The 16217-nt window shown below is 66.8% G+C and carries 16 protein-coding genes; 2 read left to right on the top strand and 14 right to left on the bottom strand.

Going from position 1 to position 16217, the window contains the following annotated elements; all coding sequences use genetic code 11:
* Positions 1-48: 48 nt before the first annotated feature.
* Complete coding sequence (locus JL101_RS17020) at positions 49-561, top strand: cupin (protein ID WP_228434903.1); 513 nt, start codon at positions 49-51, stop codon at positions 559-561.
* Positions 562-601: 40 nt separating this feature from the next.
* Here JL101_RS17020 and JL101_RS17015 read toward each other — a convergent pair whose 3' ends face one another.
* A complete protein-coding gene (locus tag JL101_RS17015; RefSeq protein WP_228434901.1) occupies positions 602-961 on the bottom strand; it encodes a winged helix-turn-helix transcriptional regulator in 360 nt (119 codons plus the stop codon).
* Positions 962-1120: 159 nt separating this feature from the next.
* Between JL101_RS17015 and JL101_RS17010 the strand changes: the two genes are divergently transcribed.
* On the top strand, positions 1121-1855 hold the full coding sequence (locus JL101_RS17010) for an SDR family NAD(P)-dependent oxidoreductase (protein WP_203097487.1): 735 nt from the start codon (positions 1121-1123) through the stop codon (positions 1853-1855).
* Between the two features lie 113 nt (positions 1856-1968).
* Here the strand turns inward: JL101_RS17010 and pdxA are convergent, their stop codons facing one another.
* The 13 genes from pdxA to JL101_RS16945 form a co-directional block, all read right to left on the bottom strand.
* Complete coding sequence (gene pdxA / locus JL101_RS17005) at positions 1969-2970, bottom strand: 4-hydroxythreonine-4-phosphate dehydrogenase PdxA (protein WP_203097486.1); 1002 nt, start codon at positions 2968-2970, stop codon at positions 1969-1971.
* Positions 2967-4244, bottom strand: a complete 1278-nt coding sequence (locus JL101_RS17000; RefSeq protein WP_203097485.1) for a four-carbon acid sugar kinase family protein — start codon at positions 4242-4244, stop codon at positions 2967-2969. The genes pdxA and JL101_RS17000 overlap by 4 nt, the downstream gene beginning before the upstream one ends.
* 102 nt (positions 4245-4346) lie before the next feature.
* Positions 4347-6233 carry a TRAP transporter large permease gene (locus JL101_RS16995; protein WP_203097484.1) on the bottom strand — a complete coding sequence of 629 codons (1887 nt, stop codon included), beginning with the start codon at positions 6231-6233 and terminating at the stop codon, positions 4347-4349.
* Positions 6230-6883, bottom strand: a complete 654-nt coding sequence (locus tag JL101_RS16990) for a TRAP transporter small permease subunit (RefSeq protein ID WP_203097483.1) — start codon at positions 6881-6883, stop codon at positions 6230-6232. The genes JL101_RS16995 and JL101_RS16990 overlap by 4 nt, the downstream gene beginning before the upstream one ends.
* A 43-nt stretch (positions 6884-6926) precedes the next feature.
* Positions 6927-8030 carry a TRAP transporter substrate-binding protein gene (locus JL101_RS16985; RefSeq protein ID WP_323374666.1) on the bottom strand — a complete coding sequence of 368 codons (1104 nt, stop codon included), beginning with the start codon at positions 8028-8030 and terminating at the stop codon, positions 6927-6929.
* A 67-nt stretch (positions 8031-8097) separates the two neighbouring features.
* Positions 8098-9093, bottom strand: coding sequence for a dihydrodipicolinate synthase family protein (locus JL101_RS16980; protein ID WP_203097482.1), 996 nt, complete (start codon positions 9091-9093; stop codon positions 8098-8100).
* A 53-nt stretch (positions 9094-9146) separates the two neighbouring features.
* Positions 9147-10280 carry an iron-containing alcohol dehydrogenase gene (locus JL101_RS16975; RefSeq protein WP_203097481.1) on the bottom strand — a complete coding sequence of 378 codons (1134 nt, stop codon included), beginning with the start codon at positions 10278-10280 and terminating at the stop codon, positions 9147-9149.
* A gap of 116 nt (positions 10281-10396) precedes the next feature.
* A complete protein-coding gene (locus tag JL101_RS16970) occupies positions 10397-11485 on the bottom strand; it encodes a TRAP transporter substrate-binding protein (RefSeq protein ID WP_203097480.1) in 1089 nt (362 codons plus the stop codon).
* A gap of 93 nt (positions 11486-11578) precedes the next feature.
* Positions 11579-12139, bottom strand: coding sequence for a 2,4'-dihydroxyacetophenone dioxygenase family protein (locus JL101_RS16965; protein WP_203097479.1), 561 nt, complete (start codon positions 12137-12139; stop codon positions 11579-11581).
* Between the two features lie 184 nt (positions 12140-12323).
* Positions 12324-13217, bottom strand: a complete 894-nt coding sequence (locus tag JL101_RS16960; protein ID WP_228434899.1) for a DMT family transporter — start codon at positions 13215-13217, stop codon at positions 12324-12326.
* Between the two features lie 126 nt (positions 13218-13343).
* Positions 13344-14615: a TRAP transporter large permease gene (locus JL101_RS16955; protein ID WP_203097477.1), complete on the bottom strand. Its 1272-nt coding sequence runs from the start codon at positions 14613-14615 to the stop codon at positions 13344-13346.
* Positions 14612-15160, bottom strand: a complete 549-nt coding sequence (locus JL101_RS16950) for a TRAP transporter small permease (RefSeq protein ID WP_203097476.1) — start codon at positions 15158-15160, stop codon at positions 14612-14614. The genes JL101_RS16955 and JL101_RS16950 overlap by 4 nt, the downstream gene beginning before the upstream one ends.
* Complete coding sequence (locus JL101_RS16945) at positions 15157-16182, bottom strand: DctP family TRAP transporter solute-binding subunit (RefSeq protein WP_203097475.1); 1026 nt, start codon at positions 16180-16182, stop codon at positions 15157-15159. Before JL101_RS16945 ends, JL101_RS16950 begins: the two co-directional genes overlap by 4 nt.
* Positions 16183-16217 lie beyond the last annotated feature (35 nt).

Genomic DNA, 16217 nt, shown 5'->3' with positions numbered 1-16217 from the left:
TGGTGTTATCAAGATCCGACTCAACGATCTTCGAAGGGAACGGAAGTCATGCCCGGACGACCTGAAACCCTGCTGCTTACCCGGAACGGCTGGGTGCCGAACAACCCGGTTCTTCCCGTCCTGCTCTATCGGGGCGTGATCGCGGGCAGATCCGCCGAGGAAACGGCATCCGGCTTCGAGGCGCTGTTCGGGCGCAATGGCTGGCCGGCGCAGTGGCGGAACGGCGTCTTCCCCTACCACCATTACCATCCCGCGGCGCACGAGGTGCTCGGGTTCGCCGCCGGCTTGGCGAGACTGATGCTCGGCGGCCCGGACGGGCAGGAGGTCGCGGTGACGGCCGGAGACGTGGCCGTCCTCCCCGCGGGCACCGGCCACTGCCGGCTGGACGCCAGCCCTGACTTCCTGGTGGTCGGCGCCTACCCGCCCGGCCAGGACTGGGACATCAGCCGGGAGGCGCCGACCGACGCGGAGGCGGAGAAGATGGCCGGGCTGGGCTTCCCCGATACTGACCCGGTGACCGGCCGGAACGGCCCCCTGTGCGACCTTTGGCAGCGGCCGTAGGGGGATGGGCTTCCAGTAATCACGACACGGTAGCGACCATTTACCGTTCTTTGGTTTTCCAGGTTTCCCGTTGAGCGAAGACCCGGCTGACCTCCGCCATGTGCTCCGTCCCCCAAGCGCAGAGCGGCACGAGGGCCTCGGCAAGGCTGCGACCCAGAGGGGTAAGGCTATAGTCTACACGCGGGGGGATTTCCTTGTAGTCAGTCCGCTTCACGAGATTATCGGCCTCCAGTTCCTTGAGCTGCTGGATCAGCATCTTATCGCTGGCGTTGCGCACGGCTCGCCGGAGTTCGCCATAGCGGGTCGGGCCGCCTTGGGCGAGGAAATACAGGATCAGCGGCTTCCACTTGCCGGCGATGACCCGCAAGGTCGCGTCGAGGCCGCAAGTGAAGCCGGGCAATGTAGGGGTGCAGTTCGGGGCCGACGGTGAATTCCGCGCCGATGGCTGGGTCGGGTCCGAAGGATCAAGTGTCATTTCTGGGCACTTACCAAAAGGTGCATACTTGTCCTTAGGTGGGTTGGTCGCCAGCTCAGTGCAACCTCGATGAAGGAGCACATCATGAGCAGGCTACAGGGTAAGACGGCAGTGGTGACGGGCGGCGGAAGCGGCATCGGATTCGGGGCCGCCAAACGGTTTGTCGATGAAGGAGCCTTCGTATACATCTTCGGTCGGCGGCAGGAGGCGCTCGACGCCGCCGTGGCGAAGCTGGGTTCCTCGGCGCGAGCCGTGGCGGGCTCGGTTACGAACCTGTCCGACCTCGACCGGCTGTACGAAGCGGTCAAAGCCGAACGAGGCGGGCTCGACATTCTGTTCGCCAACGCCGGGACCGGATCGTTTGCACGGCTCGGCGAGATCACGCCCGAGCATTATGATCAGATCTTCGACGTAAATGTGAAAGGGCTGGTGTTCACGGTGCAGAAAGCCCTGCCGCTGATGACGGAGGGCGCGTCGATCATCCTGACGGGGTCGAGCACGGGAGTGATGGGGACGCCGCAGTTCAGCGTCTACAGCGCGACCAAGGCCGCGATCCGCAATCTGGCGCGCAGCTGGGCCCTGGATCTGCGCGGCACGGGCATCCGCGTCAACGTGCTGTCTCCTGGGCCAACAAAGACGGAACTGGCGCTGGAGGTATTGGGTGAGGAAGCGATGGATGCGCTCGGGAGCACGACGCCTCTGGGCCGCATGGGCGACCCGACCGAGACGGCCGCGGTGGCCGCATTCCTTGCATCCTCGGACAGCAGCTTCATGACCGGCAGCGAGGTTTTCGTCGATGGAGGACTGGCACAAGTCTGAGGACTTGAGCGTCTGACCGTGAGGCCTTCGGTAACCGGGATCGAGGCCCTCAATCCGCTCCCACGGTGAATCCGCTGGCGTGAATTCACCGTGGGAGCGGACCCGCGCCGGCCTCAGGCGGCGACCCGCTTTGGCGCCAAGTCGGCCGCCTGCCGCAGCGCCTCGATCAGGCTCCGCTCGTCGGCGATCCCCTTGCCGGCGATGTCGAACGCGGTGCCATGGTCCACCGAGGTGCGGATCACCGGCAGGCCGACCGTGATGTTCACGCCCGCTTCCAGGCCGAGCACCTTGATCGGGCCGTGGCCCTGGTCGTGGTACATCGCCACGACCATGTCGTAGTCGCCGCGTCCGGCGAGGAAGAACAGCGTGTCGGCCGGCAGCGGTCCCGTCACGTCCCAGCCCTTCGCTTGGCAGGCTTCGACGGCGGGCGTAATCTTGACCGCTTCCTCGCCGCGGCCGAACAGCCCGTTCTCGCCGGCATGGGGATTGATCGCGCAGACGCCGATCTTGGGCGAGGCGATCCCGGCCTTGACCAGGGTGTCGTGGCCCCGGGCGATCGTGCGTTCCACGAGGCCGGGCTCGATGCGCTCGACCGCGTCGATCAGCCCGATATGCGTGGTGACATGGATGACGCGGAGCTTGGGCGAGACCAGCATCATCGAGACCTCGGGCGTGCCGGTCAGCGTCGCCAGAAGCTCGGTATGGCCCGGATACTTGTGCCCGGCGGCATGCAGCGCTTCCTTGCTGAGCGGGGCCGTGCAGATCGCGTCCGCCTGGCCGGCCTCGACGATCCGCACCGCGCGCTCGATGTAGCGGAACGATCCCTCGCCGGAAATCGCGGAGACCTGCCCGAAGGGGTGGTCCTTGGGGATGAGTTTCAGGTCCACGCAGTTCACGCTGTCAGACTCGAAACGGATCCGTGCCGCATCGTCCAGGCTCTCGACCCGCAGCCGGGAACCGACGATCCGGCCGGCCGTCCGAAGGCGCTCCGCATCGCCGACCACCAGCGGATTGCACATTTCCCGCACGGCGGGCTGGGACAGCGCCTTCATGATGATTTCCGGACCGATGCCCGAGGCATCGCCCATGGTGATCGCTATCGTCGGACGGTTCATTCCAGTACTCCCTTTTGCCTTATGGAACGCAGGCGCCGGACGATCCGCACCAGGCTGTCCTGGTCGCCGAAGGCGCCTGCCTTGGTGGCGACCGGAACCGCCACGTCGCCGAGCGTCAGTCCCAGGGACACGCCCGGTTCTATTTCGTCCATCACCCGGAGCCCCCTTACCCCGAAGCGGCTGAGGAGCGCCGCTGCCGTCTCGCCGCCCGTAGCCGCGAAGGCACCTATATGGCAAGCCGCCGGATGCAGCACGTCCGCGATCCCGGCGGCCAGACCGGGGCCGAGGCGCAGGTCCGGTTCTCCGCCCGCCAGGATCTCGACCAGGACATCCTCGCCGGACTTGAGGCCGTCGATCACCGCCCGTCCCAGGGCGGCGCGGTCAGCGGCGGCACCGTCGTCGAGCAGGATGGTGGGGTCCGCAGGGACGTACCGCACGCCCGGCAGTTCCGCAAGGCTGCGCGCCGCAGCCCGCGATGCCCCGGCGAGCGAGCCGACCACGACAAGGGTGCCGCCGGCGGCCCCGCCCAGGAGTACCGGATTCGACCGCTCGCCGGGAACCGCCGAGGCCAGTGCTTGGGCAAGCCCCGCGCTGCCGATGAAGAACACCGGCTTCCCGGCCGGCAGGCTCGCCCCGGCGATGCGGTCCAGATCATCGCCGGTGGTGGCGTCGCAGACGGCGACGACGTCTCCGCGGTCGGCCAGATCGGCGAAGGCCTCGCGAAGCGCGTCCGCTCCGCTCCTGATCGTGGCAAGCGGAACCTTCACGCCCGTTATTCCAGCCGTCGCCAGGACCTCCACCAAGTCGGCGTTCGGATAGCTGTGGTCGCGCCGCCAGACCTCGGTTTCCTCGAGCGGCCTGCCGCCGACATGGACGCGCCCACCCTCGGTGGTCCTGCCGGTCGCGGGAAAGGCCGGCGCGAGGATCCCGAAGGCCCGGCCCTCCCGGCCGCGCACGGCGTCCAGCGCCGCGGCGATCTCGGCGGCGGGCTGGCCCCTGAGCGTGGAGTCGATCTTCTTGAAAAGGATGCTGTCGTGGTCGAGGAAGCGGGCGAGGGCGGCGCGATGGGCCGCCGCCGCCTCGGCCGCCGGCAGGCCGCGGCTGGCGGCGTCGTAGGAGAAGACGGGGAACTCTCCGCCAATATCCGCCGCATCGCCCCACCCGACGGCCGCCGCCGTTCCCTGCCTCGCGAAGCCGATCGCGCAGTCCGCGGCTCCCGTCAGATCGTCGGCGACGATCAGCCACCGGTTGGTCCCGGACGAGGTTCTCTTCATGGGACCGTCATCCTGACTCGCTGTTCATCCGCATAACGGATGAACAGCGCTGCTCCCCGGTCATCACCCTCCGAGGGATCGGGGCGGCCTTTCATCGACCCTTTACTCGATCTTGGGCGGTTCCAGGTCGAACGACGGCAGGTCGGGCATGTCGCCGTCGCCCATGCCGGGGAGTTGGAGGTTGTCGAACTGGCGCTGCACTTCCGTCGGGTCCAGCCGCGTCTCCGACGCCTTGTAGTGCATCACCAGATCCGGGAACAGGATCAGGATACCGACCATGATGCACTGGATGATCACGAAGGGCACGGCGCCCCAGTAGATCTGGCTGGTCGCGATCGGTTCCATGCGCCTCTTGGTGACCCGGTCGATATACGGCACCTTGGGCGCCACGGACCGCAGATAGAACAGGGCGAACCCGAAGGGCGGGTGCATGAAGCTGGTCTGCATGTTGACGCCCAGGATCACGCCGAACCAGATCAGGTCGATTCCCAGCTTGTCGGCGGCCGGCGCCAGCAGGGGGATGACGATGAAGGCCAGTTCGAAGAAGTCCAGGAAGAACGCCAGCAGGAACACCATCACGTTGACGACGATCAGGAAGCCGGTCTGGCCTCCCGGCAGCGACGTCAGCAGGTGCTCGACCCAGAGGTGTCCGTTGACGCCGTAGAAGGTGAGCGAGAACACGCGGGCGCCGAGCAGGATGAACAGCACGAAGGCCGACAGCTTGGCGGTGGACTCGGTCGCCTGACGGATGATCGCCGGGTTCAGGCGGTCCGGGTTGCGGTCCAGGATGCGCTTGATCCCCGCCAGGATCACGGCGCCCAGCGCGCCCATGGCGCCGCCCTCGGTCGGCGTCGCCAGACCGATGAAGATGGTGCCGAGGACGAGGAAGATCAGGAGAAGCGGCGGCACCATCACGAAGGTGACCTGCTCCGCGATCCTGGACATCAGGCGCAGGCCCGTCATGCGCTCGACGACGCCGACCAGAAGCGCGTAGCCGGCCGCCGCGACCGCCATTTCGGCGGCGACGGTCCAGGCCAGGCTGCCGGTCTGGCCGGCATACCACCAGGCGGCCGCCAGCACGGCGGTCAGGATCGCCGTCGCCAGTACCCGCTCCGCGCCGAACAGCCGGTTCAGCACGGCGCAGACCAGCGCCACGACGACCGCGACGGAGATCAGCAGGATGACGAAATCGGCGCCCCCGGCGATGCCGGTCTGGAGCATCACGTAATAGCCGACAAGCCCGGAGAAGACGGCGAGCAGGCCGAGCTGCCAGGTCCCGCGCGTGTTGTTGGGTTCGTGGTAGCCGATCGCGTCCAGCGGCAGGCCCGGGGCCGCTTGCGGCTTCAGCAGCGTGATGAGGAAGACGTAGCCGACATAGAGGCCCGTGAGGACCAGGCCCGGAAGGAAGGCGCCCTCGTACATGTCGCCGACCGAGCGGCCGAGCTGGTCGGCCATCACGATCAGCACCAGGGACGGCGGGATGATCTGGGCCAGGGTTCCCGATGCCGCGATGACGCCGGTCGCCAGCCGGCTGTCGTAGCCGTAGCGCATCATGATGGGCAGGGAGATCAGACCCATGGAGATCACCGATGCCGCCACGACGCCGGTGGTCGCCGCCAGCAGGGCTCCCACGAAGATGACCGCGAAGGCCAGGCCGCCGCGGATGGTTCCGAAGAGCTGGCCGATCGTGTCGAGCAGATCCTCGGCCATTCCGGACCGTTCCAGGATCAGGCCCATGAAGGTGAAGAACGGGATCGCCAGGAGCGTCTCGTTCGCCATGGTCTGGAAAACGCGTTCCGGCATCGCCTGGAGGAGCGGCCAGGACAGCGTGATCTCCCCGTTGGAGAAAGGCGCCAGCTCGACCGCGATGACGAAGAACAGCAGGCCGTTCGCGGCGAGCGCGAAGGCCACGGGATAGCCCAGGAGCAGGAAGAGCACGAGCGCCACGAACATGATGGGCGCCATGTTCTGCGCGATGAGTTCGATCATGGGTGGTTCCTGGAAGCTTGCGGCGCTGCGTTGGTTTCAGGCTTTCCGGTGGCCAGGCCTTCACCGGGGCCATCTTTCTGGATGGAGAGCAGGCGCTCGACTTCGCCCTCGATCGCGTCGTGGTGCCCGCCGATCCCGGGATCGGGAATGTCCCCGCGCATGATGGCGATGCGCTTGATCAGTTCGCTCACCCCCTGGAGGGCGAGCAGGACGAACCCGACCAGGATCAGGAGCTTCGCCGGCCAGATGATCAGGCCGCCGGCGTTGGTCGAAACCTCGCCCGACGCGTAGGAGTTCAGGAAGAACGGGATCGAGGTATAGATCAGGACGGCGCAGAAGCCGCCGAGGAAGAAGACATGGCCGATCACCTCGATCCAGTTGCGGACCCGCCGGGAGAACCTGTTCGCGACGATGTCGATGCGGATGTGCTCGTTCGCGATGAAGGTCCAGGCCGCGCACAGCATGAAGACCGCGCCGAACAGGTACCATTGCAGTTCGAGCCAGGCGTTCGACGAGGTGCCCAGGACCTTGCGGACGATGGCGTTGACCGCGGAGACCAGGACGGCGACCACGATCGCCCAGGCGGCTATGCGCCCCACCCATATATTGACGGTGTCGATGGTGCGGCTGACGCCTAACAATGCTTGCACGGGTTTCCTCCAGGGACTTGGTCCTGCTCCGAGAGACGGTCGGTCAGCCGCGGCCGCGCGCCCGGATCATGAACGTCTCGTAGCTGTATTCCGCGATCTGCTGCCAAAGATACTGCTCGTTGCGGAAAGCCGTCATGTGTTCATGGAGGCGCTTGAACAGCGGGTTCTGCGCGCTGATCTCCGCGAAGACCTCGTTCGCGGCCTTCAGGCAGGCTTCCATCACCTCGGGCGGGAATGCCCTCAGCTGCGCGCCTCCGGCGACGAGCCGGCGGATCGCCCCCGGATTGACCTGGTCGTACCTGGCGATGGTCAGCGTGTTGGCCTGATGGGCCGCGGCGGTGATCAGGGCGCGGTCGAGCGGCGTGAGCGCTTCCCACCTGTCCTTGTTGATGAACAGGAAGATGGCGGAGGCGCCTTCCCACCAGCCCGGATAGTAGTAATAGGGTGCGACCTTGGCGAAGCCGAGCCGTTCGTCGTCATAGGGGCCGACCCATTCGGCGGCGTCGATGGTTCCGCGTTCGAGGGCCGGATAGATGTCGCCCGCGGGGATCTGCTGCGGCACCGCGCCCAGCTTGGCGATGACCTGCCCGGCGAGGCCGCCGATCCGCATCTTGAGCCCCTTCAGGTCGTCCACCGACTTGATCTCCTTGCGGAACCAGCCGGCCATCTGGGCATTGGTGTTGCCGATCGGGATACCGACGACATTGTGCTGGTTGAACAGCTCGTTCAGCAGCTCCAGCCCGCCGGCCTGGAAGAACCAGGCGTTCTGCTGGCGCGTGCTGAGACCGAACGGCACGGAGGCGCCGAACGCGAAGGAGGGGTCCTTGCCGACATAATAGAAGGGTGCCGTGTCGCAGCACTCGACCGTGCCGTTCTGGACGGCGTCCAGTGCCTGGAACCCGCCGACGATCTCCCCCGCGGCGAAGTGCTGTATCCGCATGCGCCCCTGCGAGATCTCGCCGAGGACCTTGATGAAGGTATCGCCGGCGCCGTAGACGGCGTCGAGGGATGCGGGATAGCTGGACGTCATGCGCCAGTTGATCTCGGTGCTCTGGGCCTGCGCCGGAGCGGGGCCGCCGGCCACCGCGGCGGCGGCGGCGGAAGCGCCCGCCAGGCCGCCGACCAGCATGTCGCGACGTTTCATCATGGGACTGTTTCCTCCTGATTGGACGCTTCTGATTGATTTGACCGGAGTTCCGATATCCCCGCCGGCGTCACCGGCCCAGATACCCCCGTTCCGGCAGGGTGGGGAAGCGGCCGACGATGTCCGACGCGGTTTCCAGCAGTTCCCTCGGGATCTCGTTGCCGGAGATGGTCAGGGGAGCCGGTGCGTCGGCCCACCCCGCGCCATGGGCCCAGAGATGGTCCACCGCCCGGTTCGCGTTGGAAAAGGGGTTGCCGAAGGACAGTTTCCCCGCCGCCGCGAACATCTCGTTGACGACCACGGTCAGCACGCGGGAGACCGCCTTCGCTTCCTCCTCCCGCCCGGCGTCCAGCAGGTCGATCATGCGGCGGAGCTGGGACCCGAAGGCGTTCCCGGTGCTGAGCAGCCACCCGTCGTACAATCCGGAAGGCTTCAGGTTATCGACATAGCCGCCTTCCGCCCCCCGCACCATCAGCGGGCCGGTGAACCCGGACAGGGCCACCGCGTCGGCGCCGCTGGTGTCCTTGAACATGGTGACCCGCGGATTGGCAGCGAGCGAGCGCATGGTTTCCGGCTCGATCGAGCAGTGGGTGACCTGCGGCAGCTGGTAGACGGCGATGTCGCTGCGGGTCTCGGCCAGGACCCGCTCGTAGTGCCTGACGATGTCCGACTGGCTGGCGCCGGCATCGACCGGCGGGCAGACCGCCAGGCCGCGGAACTCGCCGGCGGTGGTCTTCATCTCGTCGAGCGTTCCTTCGATCGCCCGCGCCCACTCGACGACGCCCTCGGTTGTCGGCCGGAGCGCCCCGACGAGGAACCGGCTGCCCTCGAAGAGGTCGCGCCGGCCGGTGAGGCGGACGAGCACGAGAAGCTGCTCCAGGCTCATCTCCCACCCGTCCCCGGTGGAGCCGGCGAGCAGGAACTGGCCGACCCAGGGCCGGATGAACGACAGGTGCGCGGCGGTGCGGTCCGGATCTATCTCGGCCGCGCCGTCCCGCCGCCGGTACTGGGTGAGCAGGGGGACCCAGAGCCGGTCGGCCCGGGTATCGTGCTGGGAGGTCGGCATCGCGTTCTCCTGTCCGCGAAAGGATGAAGGCATGGCGGAAACGCCGCCGGGCGTCAGCCGATCGCCTCGGTCAGCATCCGTTCGTAATCCTCGACCGTCGCAGGGCGGGCATTGGTCGCATGGGAATGGTCCTCGACGGCGGCCCGGGCGATCGCCGGAACGATGGCGGTGGAAACGCCCATTTCCTTCAAGGTCTTCGGCAGGCCGAGCCGGCTGCTGAGCCCGGCGAAATAGTCGGCCAGGTCGGCGTCGGGCGCCAGGCCGAGGGTGGAGCGGATGGCCGCGTACTTCGCCTCGGCATGGCTCTGGTTGAATCGCAAGGTCGCCGGCAGGATCACCGCGTTGAGAGTGCCGTGGTGGAGGGAGACGTCCTTGAGCCCGCCGAGGGGGTGCGACAGGGCATGGACGGCGCCCAGGCCCTTCTGGAAGGTGAGGCCGCCTTCCAGGGCCGCCATCATCATCTGGTAGCGCGCGTCCCGGTCGGAGCCGTCGGCGGTCGCCTTCTCGATGTTGTCGACCGCCCGCTTCAGCCCGTCAAGGGCGATCGCCTCCGCGGGAGGGTTGTCGCGCGGGCTGAGATAGGTCTCGATGCAGTGGGTGACGGCATCCATGCCGGTCGCCGCGGTCAGCCAGCCCGGCAGGCCGAGCGTCAGCTCCGGGTCGCAGACCGCCCGCTTCGGGATCAGGAAGGGCGAGATGAAGCCGAGCTTGCGGCCGTCCTTCAGGGTGATCAGCGAGGCCCGGCCGACCTCGCTTCCCGTCCCGGCCGTGGTCGGGACCGCGATGACCGGCACGACGGCGGAGGTGATCCGGGGGATGCCGCCGAGGATGGCGGCATAATGTTCGAGCGGTCCGTCATGGGAGGCGAGCAGGGCGACGCCCTTGGCGAGGTCGATCGGGGAGCCACCGCCCACCGCGATCAGGCCGTCGCAGCCCTGCTCGCGATACATCGACAGGGCCGCTTCGACCGCTTCCTGCGTCGGGTTGGTCGGTGTGCCGGTGAAGACCGGCAGCGCGCCGCCATTCTCCACCACGGCCGTGATCCTGCCGACGAGCCCGGCTTTCACCACCCCCTCGTCGGCGATGATCAGGGGCTTGCGGATCCCGAGGTCGGTCAGGTCCTGCTGGATGCCGTTGATGGCGCCGAATTCGAATCGGATCGTCGTCAGGTAGGAGATCATCGACATGGTGCTGGTACCGGCTGATTGATTGGAAGGGTGCTGCTGGCGGCCGAATCGCCCGACGCCCCGGCCGGGGGCCGGGACGCCGTTATGGCCCTGCGGGCTTCGACCGGCCGTGCCGATCAGAGCTTGGAGCGCGCGCGGATCATGAAGTTGTCGAAGGAGAACTCCGCCACCTGGAACCACAGGTATTCCTCGCTGCGGAAGGCGCGCAGCGAATCATAGATCTTCTTGAAATCGGGGTTCTTGGCGGAGAGATCGGTATAGACCTCCTGCGCCGCCTTCAGGGACGCTTCCAGGATTTCCTGGGAGAACGGCCGAAGCTGCGCGCCGCCCGCGACCAGCCTCTTCAGCGCCGCCGGGTTCCTGGCGTCGTACTTCGCGACCATGTCCACGTTCGCGTAGGCCGCGCCAGCCCTGAGAATGGCCTTGTAGTTGTTCGGAAGCTCTTCCCACTTCTGCTGATTGAAGAAGAAGTGCATCATCCCGGTTCCTTCCCAGAAGCCGGGATAGTAATAGTATGGTGCAACCTTCTGGAAACCGAGCTTCTCGTCGTCGTAGGGACCGACCCATTCGGCCGCGTCGATGGTGCCGCGCTCCAGGGCGGGATAGATGTCGCCGCCCGCGATCTGCTGCGGTATGACGCCCAGCTTCGCCAGGACCTCGCCGGTCAGGCCGGCGATGCGGAACTTGAGGCCCGCGAGGTCGGCGACGGTATTCACCTCCTTGCGGAACCACCCGCCCATCTGGGCCCCGGTGGCGCCGCCCGGAAGCATGTACACGTTGAATTTCTTGTAGAACTCGTTGTAGAGATCGAGCCCGCCGCCATGATACATCCAGGCGTTCTGCTGGCGCGTGTTCAGCGCGAACGGAGCGGCGCTGGCGAAGGCGAAGGTCGGATCCTTGCCGACATAGTAATACGACGACGAGTGCGCCATCTCCACGGTGCCGTTCCCGACCGCGTCGAGCGCCTGGAAGGTGCCGACGATCTCGCCGGCCGCGAAGGGCTGGATCTGGAATTTCCCGTCCGTCGCCTCGGAAACATATTTCGACATCAGGTCGGCCGCGCCATAGATGGTGTCGAGCGACTTGGGAAAGCCCGAGGTCAGCCGCCACCGGATTTCCGGCGAGCTCTGGGCGATGGCGGGGGCCGCGACGCCGGCGGTCGCGATGCCGGCGCCGGCGGTCGTCAGGAATTGACGGCGTTTCATGAAAGTCTCCCTGTACGGTCTGTTCGTTGCTTTTGTTCGGATTAGCTGGACACGGGCCGGCGTGCAACAGCTTTGCTGGAAAGTTCTTCGAGCCTAACGGATGAATTGGTCGATATAGTCGGCTCCCAGGCCGTTGGTCGCATAGTGGGCCCTGCATTTCTCGATGCGGGTGAAGACGTCGTCGTAGCCCAGGGTCTTGCCGTCAGGGTCCACGTAGATCATGGCGCCGTTGACCTGGAACAGGGTGATCATCTCTTCCACGTGGGGATCGACCACCAGCGTGTGGGTCTCGCCCGGCGCCTCATAGGCGTAGGATCCCTCGGTCGCGACCCAATCATGTTCCAGGTAGCGCCATTCGCCCTTGAGGACGAAGGCATGCACAGGCTGCGGATGCCGGTGGCGCGACAGCACGCCGGCCTTCCTGACGCGCAGCAGGTTCATCCAGTATCCGCGCGACGCGGCGAGAAGAAGGGGGCGGAACCAGACATTCTCCTCGACCGGGACCCAGATACGCTCATCGGTGGGAATCGCGTTCGGAATCACCAGCTCGGGAGGGGAGTCCACCGGCTGCGGGTGCCGGTAGGGAGCCCACTTCTCGTTGATGGGGGAAACGGCCGGTTGGCCCGGGGGCGCCTGATTCGGAGATTGGGTCATCGTGATCTGGTCCTGATGTTGTCCGCCTGGATCCCGCTCGGCGTTACAGTGCCTGAGGGCGATTGTAGGAACTGTCCTTATGCGCCGTCCATGTTCCGTGGGAAACTCTTCCGTCGATGCCATGTACCATGGAGAGCGTCATGGCTTCAGTATAACGTTGGAATTAGTTTGAGTATCAAGCGGTTCATCGGCGCCGCGTCGCCAGCACGATGCCGACCGCGATCAGCGCGATGCCTGCCACATGGAAGACGTGGAGCGTTTCCCCGAGGAACAGGATCGCCAGGACGGTGCCGAACACCGGCACCAGATGGATGCACATGCCGGCGCGGTTCGGCCCCGCCACCGCCACCAGCCGGTTGAAGCAGAGATAGGCCAGGATCGACGGGAACAGGGCCACATAGACCGTCGCCCCGAGCGCCAGCGCCGTCACCTGGTAAGGCCGCCCGCCGAGCGTCTCCACCAGGTAGAAGGGCAGGATCATGGCGGCGCCGGCCGCGAAGGTCACGAACAGGAAGCTGAACGCATGCACCGCCGGCCGCCGCCTCAGCAGGGCCGTGTAGCCCGCGTAGCAGATCACCGCCACGAAGATCCAGAGATCGCCGGGATTGAGGTCCAGCCGGACCAGCGCGCCGAGGTCGCCCTTGGAGATCAGCGTCAGCGCCCCCGCCAACGACAGCGTGATCCCAAGTCCCTGCACGGCGGAGACGCGGTCCCGGAACATCAGGAAACTCATCAGCACGATCAGCGGCGGAATGCCCGTCTGCATCATGACCGCGTTCAGCACCGACGTGGTGTTCAGGCCGAGATAGACCAGGGTGTTGAAGACGGCGATGCCCAGCAGGGCCAGCAGGCCTATGACCGCCCAGTGCCGTTTCAGCACATCCGCGTCGGCCCCCAGGTGCCGCCACGCGAAGGGAAGGATCAGAAGCGCGCCCAGCGTCCAGCGCCAGAACGCCAGGCCGACCGGCGGCACCGCGCCGGCCACGGCCCGGCCGACGATGGCATTGCTGGCCCAGAACAGCGGCGGCAGCATCAGCAGAAGCCATACCTGATCGAAAAGGCGATTGTTGGATGGCACGGAGGCATCACTCCTTGGGGAAACGGAGAATTGCCTCCTCGATAGCCGATGCCGGTGCTCCGGGGCGAGACCGGAGAACCCAGCCATGCGCCGAATGGGTCGCACCGCAGGTTCCCCGGATCGTTCTCAGGTAAGGATCTGCGCCGGCCACAGCACCACTTGCGGCAGGAACGCGATCAGCGTCAGCACGACGACGTTGACGATATAGAACGGCACCGTCGCCAGGGCGAGGCGTTCGATGGGAACCCCCGAAACCTGTGCCGTCGCGAACAGGCAGGTCCCCACGGGCGGGGTCGCCAGCCCCATCGCCAGGGCCGCCACCATGAAGACGATGAAGTGCAGCGGATCGACGCCGACCTGTACGGCGGCCGGCATCAGGATCGGTATCAGCATCAGGGCCGCCGCCACGATGTCCATCAGCATGCCGACGGCCAGGAAGATCAGCCCCATCAACAGGAGCACCAGCCTCGGGTCGGTGGTCAGGGCCATGATCGACGACGACGCCTTGGACGGCAGCATGTCGATCGTGAAGACGTATGTGGCCGTGCTGGCCACCATCAGGATCAGCAGCACCGTTCCCGCGGTCCGGCCGGCACCGATGAGCAACTCGGGCAGATCGGCCAGCGCGATCTCGCGATGGACCAGGAACCCGACGGCCAGCGTGTAGAGCACCGCGAGGGCGGCGGCCTCCGTCGGGGTGACGATCCCGGTGAACATCGCGGTCAGGATGATGACCGGCGCGCCGAGCGAGGGCAGGGCACGCGCGATGGCCCTCAGGTTGGCCCAGGGGTCGAACGGCAGGAGCGTCCCGTAGCCCTTCGCCTTCGATATCACGGCGTTGTAGACGAGCAGCGCCACGACCAGCAGGATGCCCGGGCCGAGGCCCCCCGCCAGCGCCTGGCCGACCGACTGTCCCGCGGCGGCGGCCGCGACGATCATCAGGATGCTCGGCGGCACCAGCGTCGCGAGGGTCGAGGTGATGAGGGTCAGGGCGGCCGAGTAGGGGCGGGGATAGTTGCGGGCGGTCATGGCGCCGATGGTGATCCGCCCGATGCTGGCGATGTCGGCCACCGACGAGCCCGAGATCCCGCCGAAGACGAAGCTGGACAGGATGTTGACATGGCCGAGCCCGCCCCTGAAGCGGCCGACGCACGCCTCGGCGGCGCCGAAGATGCGTTCCGAAAGTCCGCCCCGTTCCATGATGTGGCCGGCCAGGACGAACAGCGGCACCGCGATCAGCAGGAAGGAATTGATCGAGGTCGCCATCGACTGCGTCACCATGGAAAGTGGCAGGTCGTGGTACCAGAGCGTCGCCGCGGCACCGAGGCCGAGGGCCACGGCCAGCGGCACGCCGAGGAAGGAAAGCCCGAGGAAGATGGTCAGCAGGACGAGGCTCATGGGTCGCTCTCCCGGTTGGGTGACGTGGTGCCGCCGCCGGCCCGCCGGGCTTGGATCCTGCCGAAAACCTCGACCAGGCAGCCGGCGATGGCCAGGGCCGATCCCAGGATCACGGGCACCGTCGCGATCCACATGCCGATGCCGAGCACGGGGGACGTCTCGCCGAAATCCATTTGCTGCATCAGCAGCCCGACGGCGTTCCAGCCGATGATGGCGAACAGGACCGTGGTCGATACCGCGGTCAGGCAATGCGAAGCCGTTTGGGCCCACCCCGGCAGGGCGTCGATCAGGAAGGTGATGCTGGGATGCTCGCCGCGCCGGAAACCGGTCGCCATGCCGAGGAACGCCGTCCAGATGAACAGGAACCGCGACAGCTCCTCGGTCCAGGGGGCGGAAGCACCGGTCAGGCGGCTCAAAGCCTGGCACGAGACCGTGACCAGCAGGCCCAGCACGATCACGAAGAGCAGGGCATCGACCGCTCGCCAGATCACGTGGTCGAGGTTCGTCCGGTGCCGCTGCATGGGGTGATAGCCGACGCTGGTCATGACTTGCCGACGAAGGAGAGGCTCTTCTCCAGGAACTCCTTCCCGATGCCGTCGGCGAACTCGGGATAAAGGCCGGCGGCGATCTGCTGGAGCTTCCGGGACTCCCCGTCTGCCAGCTCGTTCACCGTCATGCCCTTGTCGCGGAGGGCGGCGATGATGGATGCTTCCTGCCGGATCTCGTTCTCGTTGTGCTCCTCTGCCATCTTCGCGGCCGCGGCCCGCACGTTCTCCCTCTGGTCTTCCGGAATGCGCTGCCACGCGGGGCGGCTGAGCCCGAGCAGGTAGGAGTCCGCGACGTGCCGGGTCAGGTTCAGGTGCTTCTGGACCTCGTAGAACCGGTTGTTGAGCGGCACCTCGACCGGGTTCTCCTGGCCGTCGATCGCGCCGAGCTGGAGGGCCGTATAGACCTCGGAGAAGGCCATGGGCGTCGGGTTGGCGTTCAGCGCCCTGAATAGCCGGACGAAGAGCTGGTTGTTCGGGACGCGCAGCTTCAGTCCCTGGAAATCCTCCACCCTGGTGATCGCCCGGTCCCGCGTCGTCGTGTTGCGGAAGGTCCGAAGCATCATGCCCAGGCCGACGACCTTGAACCGGTCGAGCGAACCCAGCAGTTCCTGCCCAGGCGCGCCGCGGAGATAGCTCCTGAGCTGGTCGTAGTCGGAGAACAGGTAAGGCAGGCTGACCGCGTTCATGCGCGGCTCGAACGAGGCATAGACGCTGCTTGCCAGGATCAGCCCGTCGAGCGCGCCGCTGCCGAGCTGGTTGACCGCCGCGTTCTGGTCGTTGCCGAACAGGACGCCGTCCGGAAAGACCATGACCTGCACGGCGCCGCCGGTCGACTCCCGGACCAGTTCCGCGAACCGCGTCGCGGCCTTGCCGACCGACGAGCCGGCAGGGTCCGCGACCGCCAGCCTGATCGTCGCCGCGGCCCGGGCGGACCCCGGCCGGACCAGGGTGAGAGCCGCGGCGGCGGCGCCCAGTGCCAGCACCGACCGGCGGTTCAGTCCTTCAGCAGTCTTGTTCATTGCTTTCCTCCCTGATTTGGCCTGTTTTCGCGGTC

Origin of the sequence: Skermanella rosea (assembly GCF_016806835.2) — a bacterium.
In the GTDB taxonomy this organism is placed as follows: Bacteria; Pseudomonadota; Alphaproteobacteria; order Azospirillales; family Azospirillaceae; genus Skermanella; species Skermanella rosea.
The sequence above is the reverse complement of the archived record's forward strand: the minus strand, read 5'-3'. Positions and strand labels throughout refer to the sequence as shown.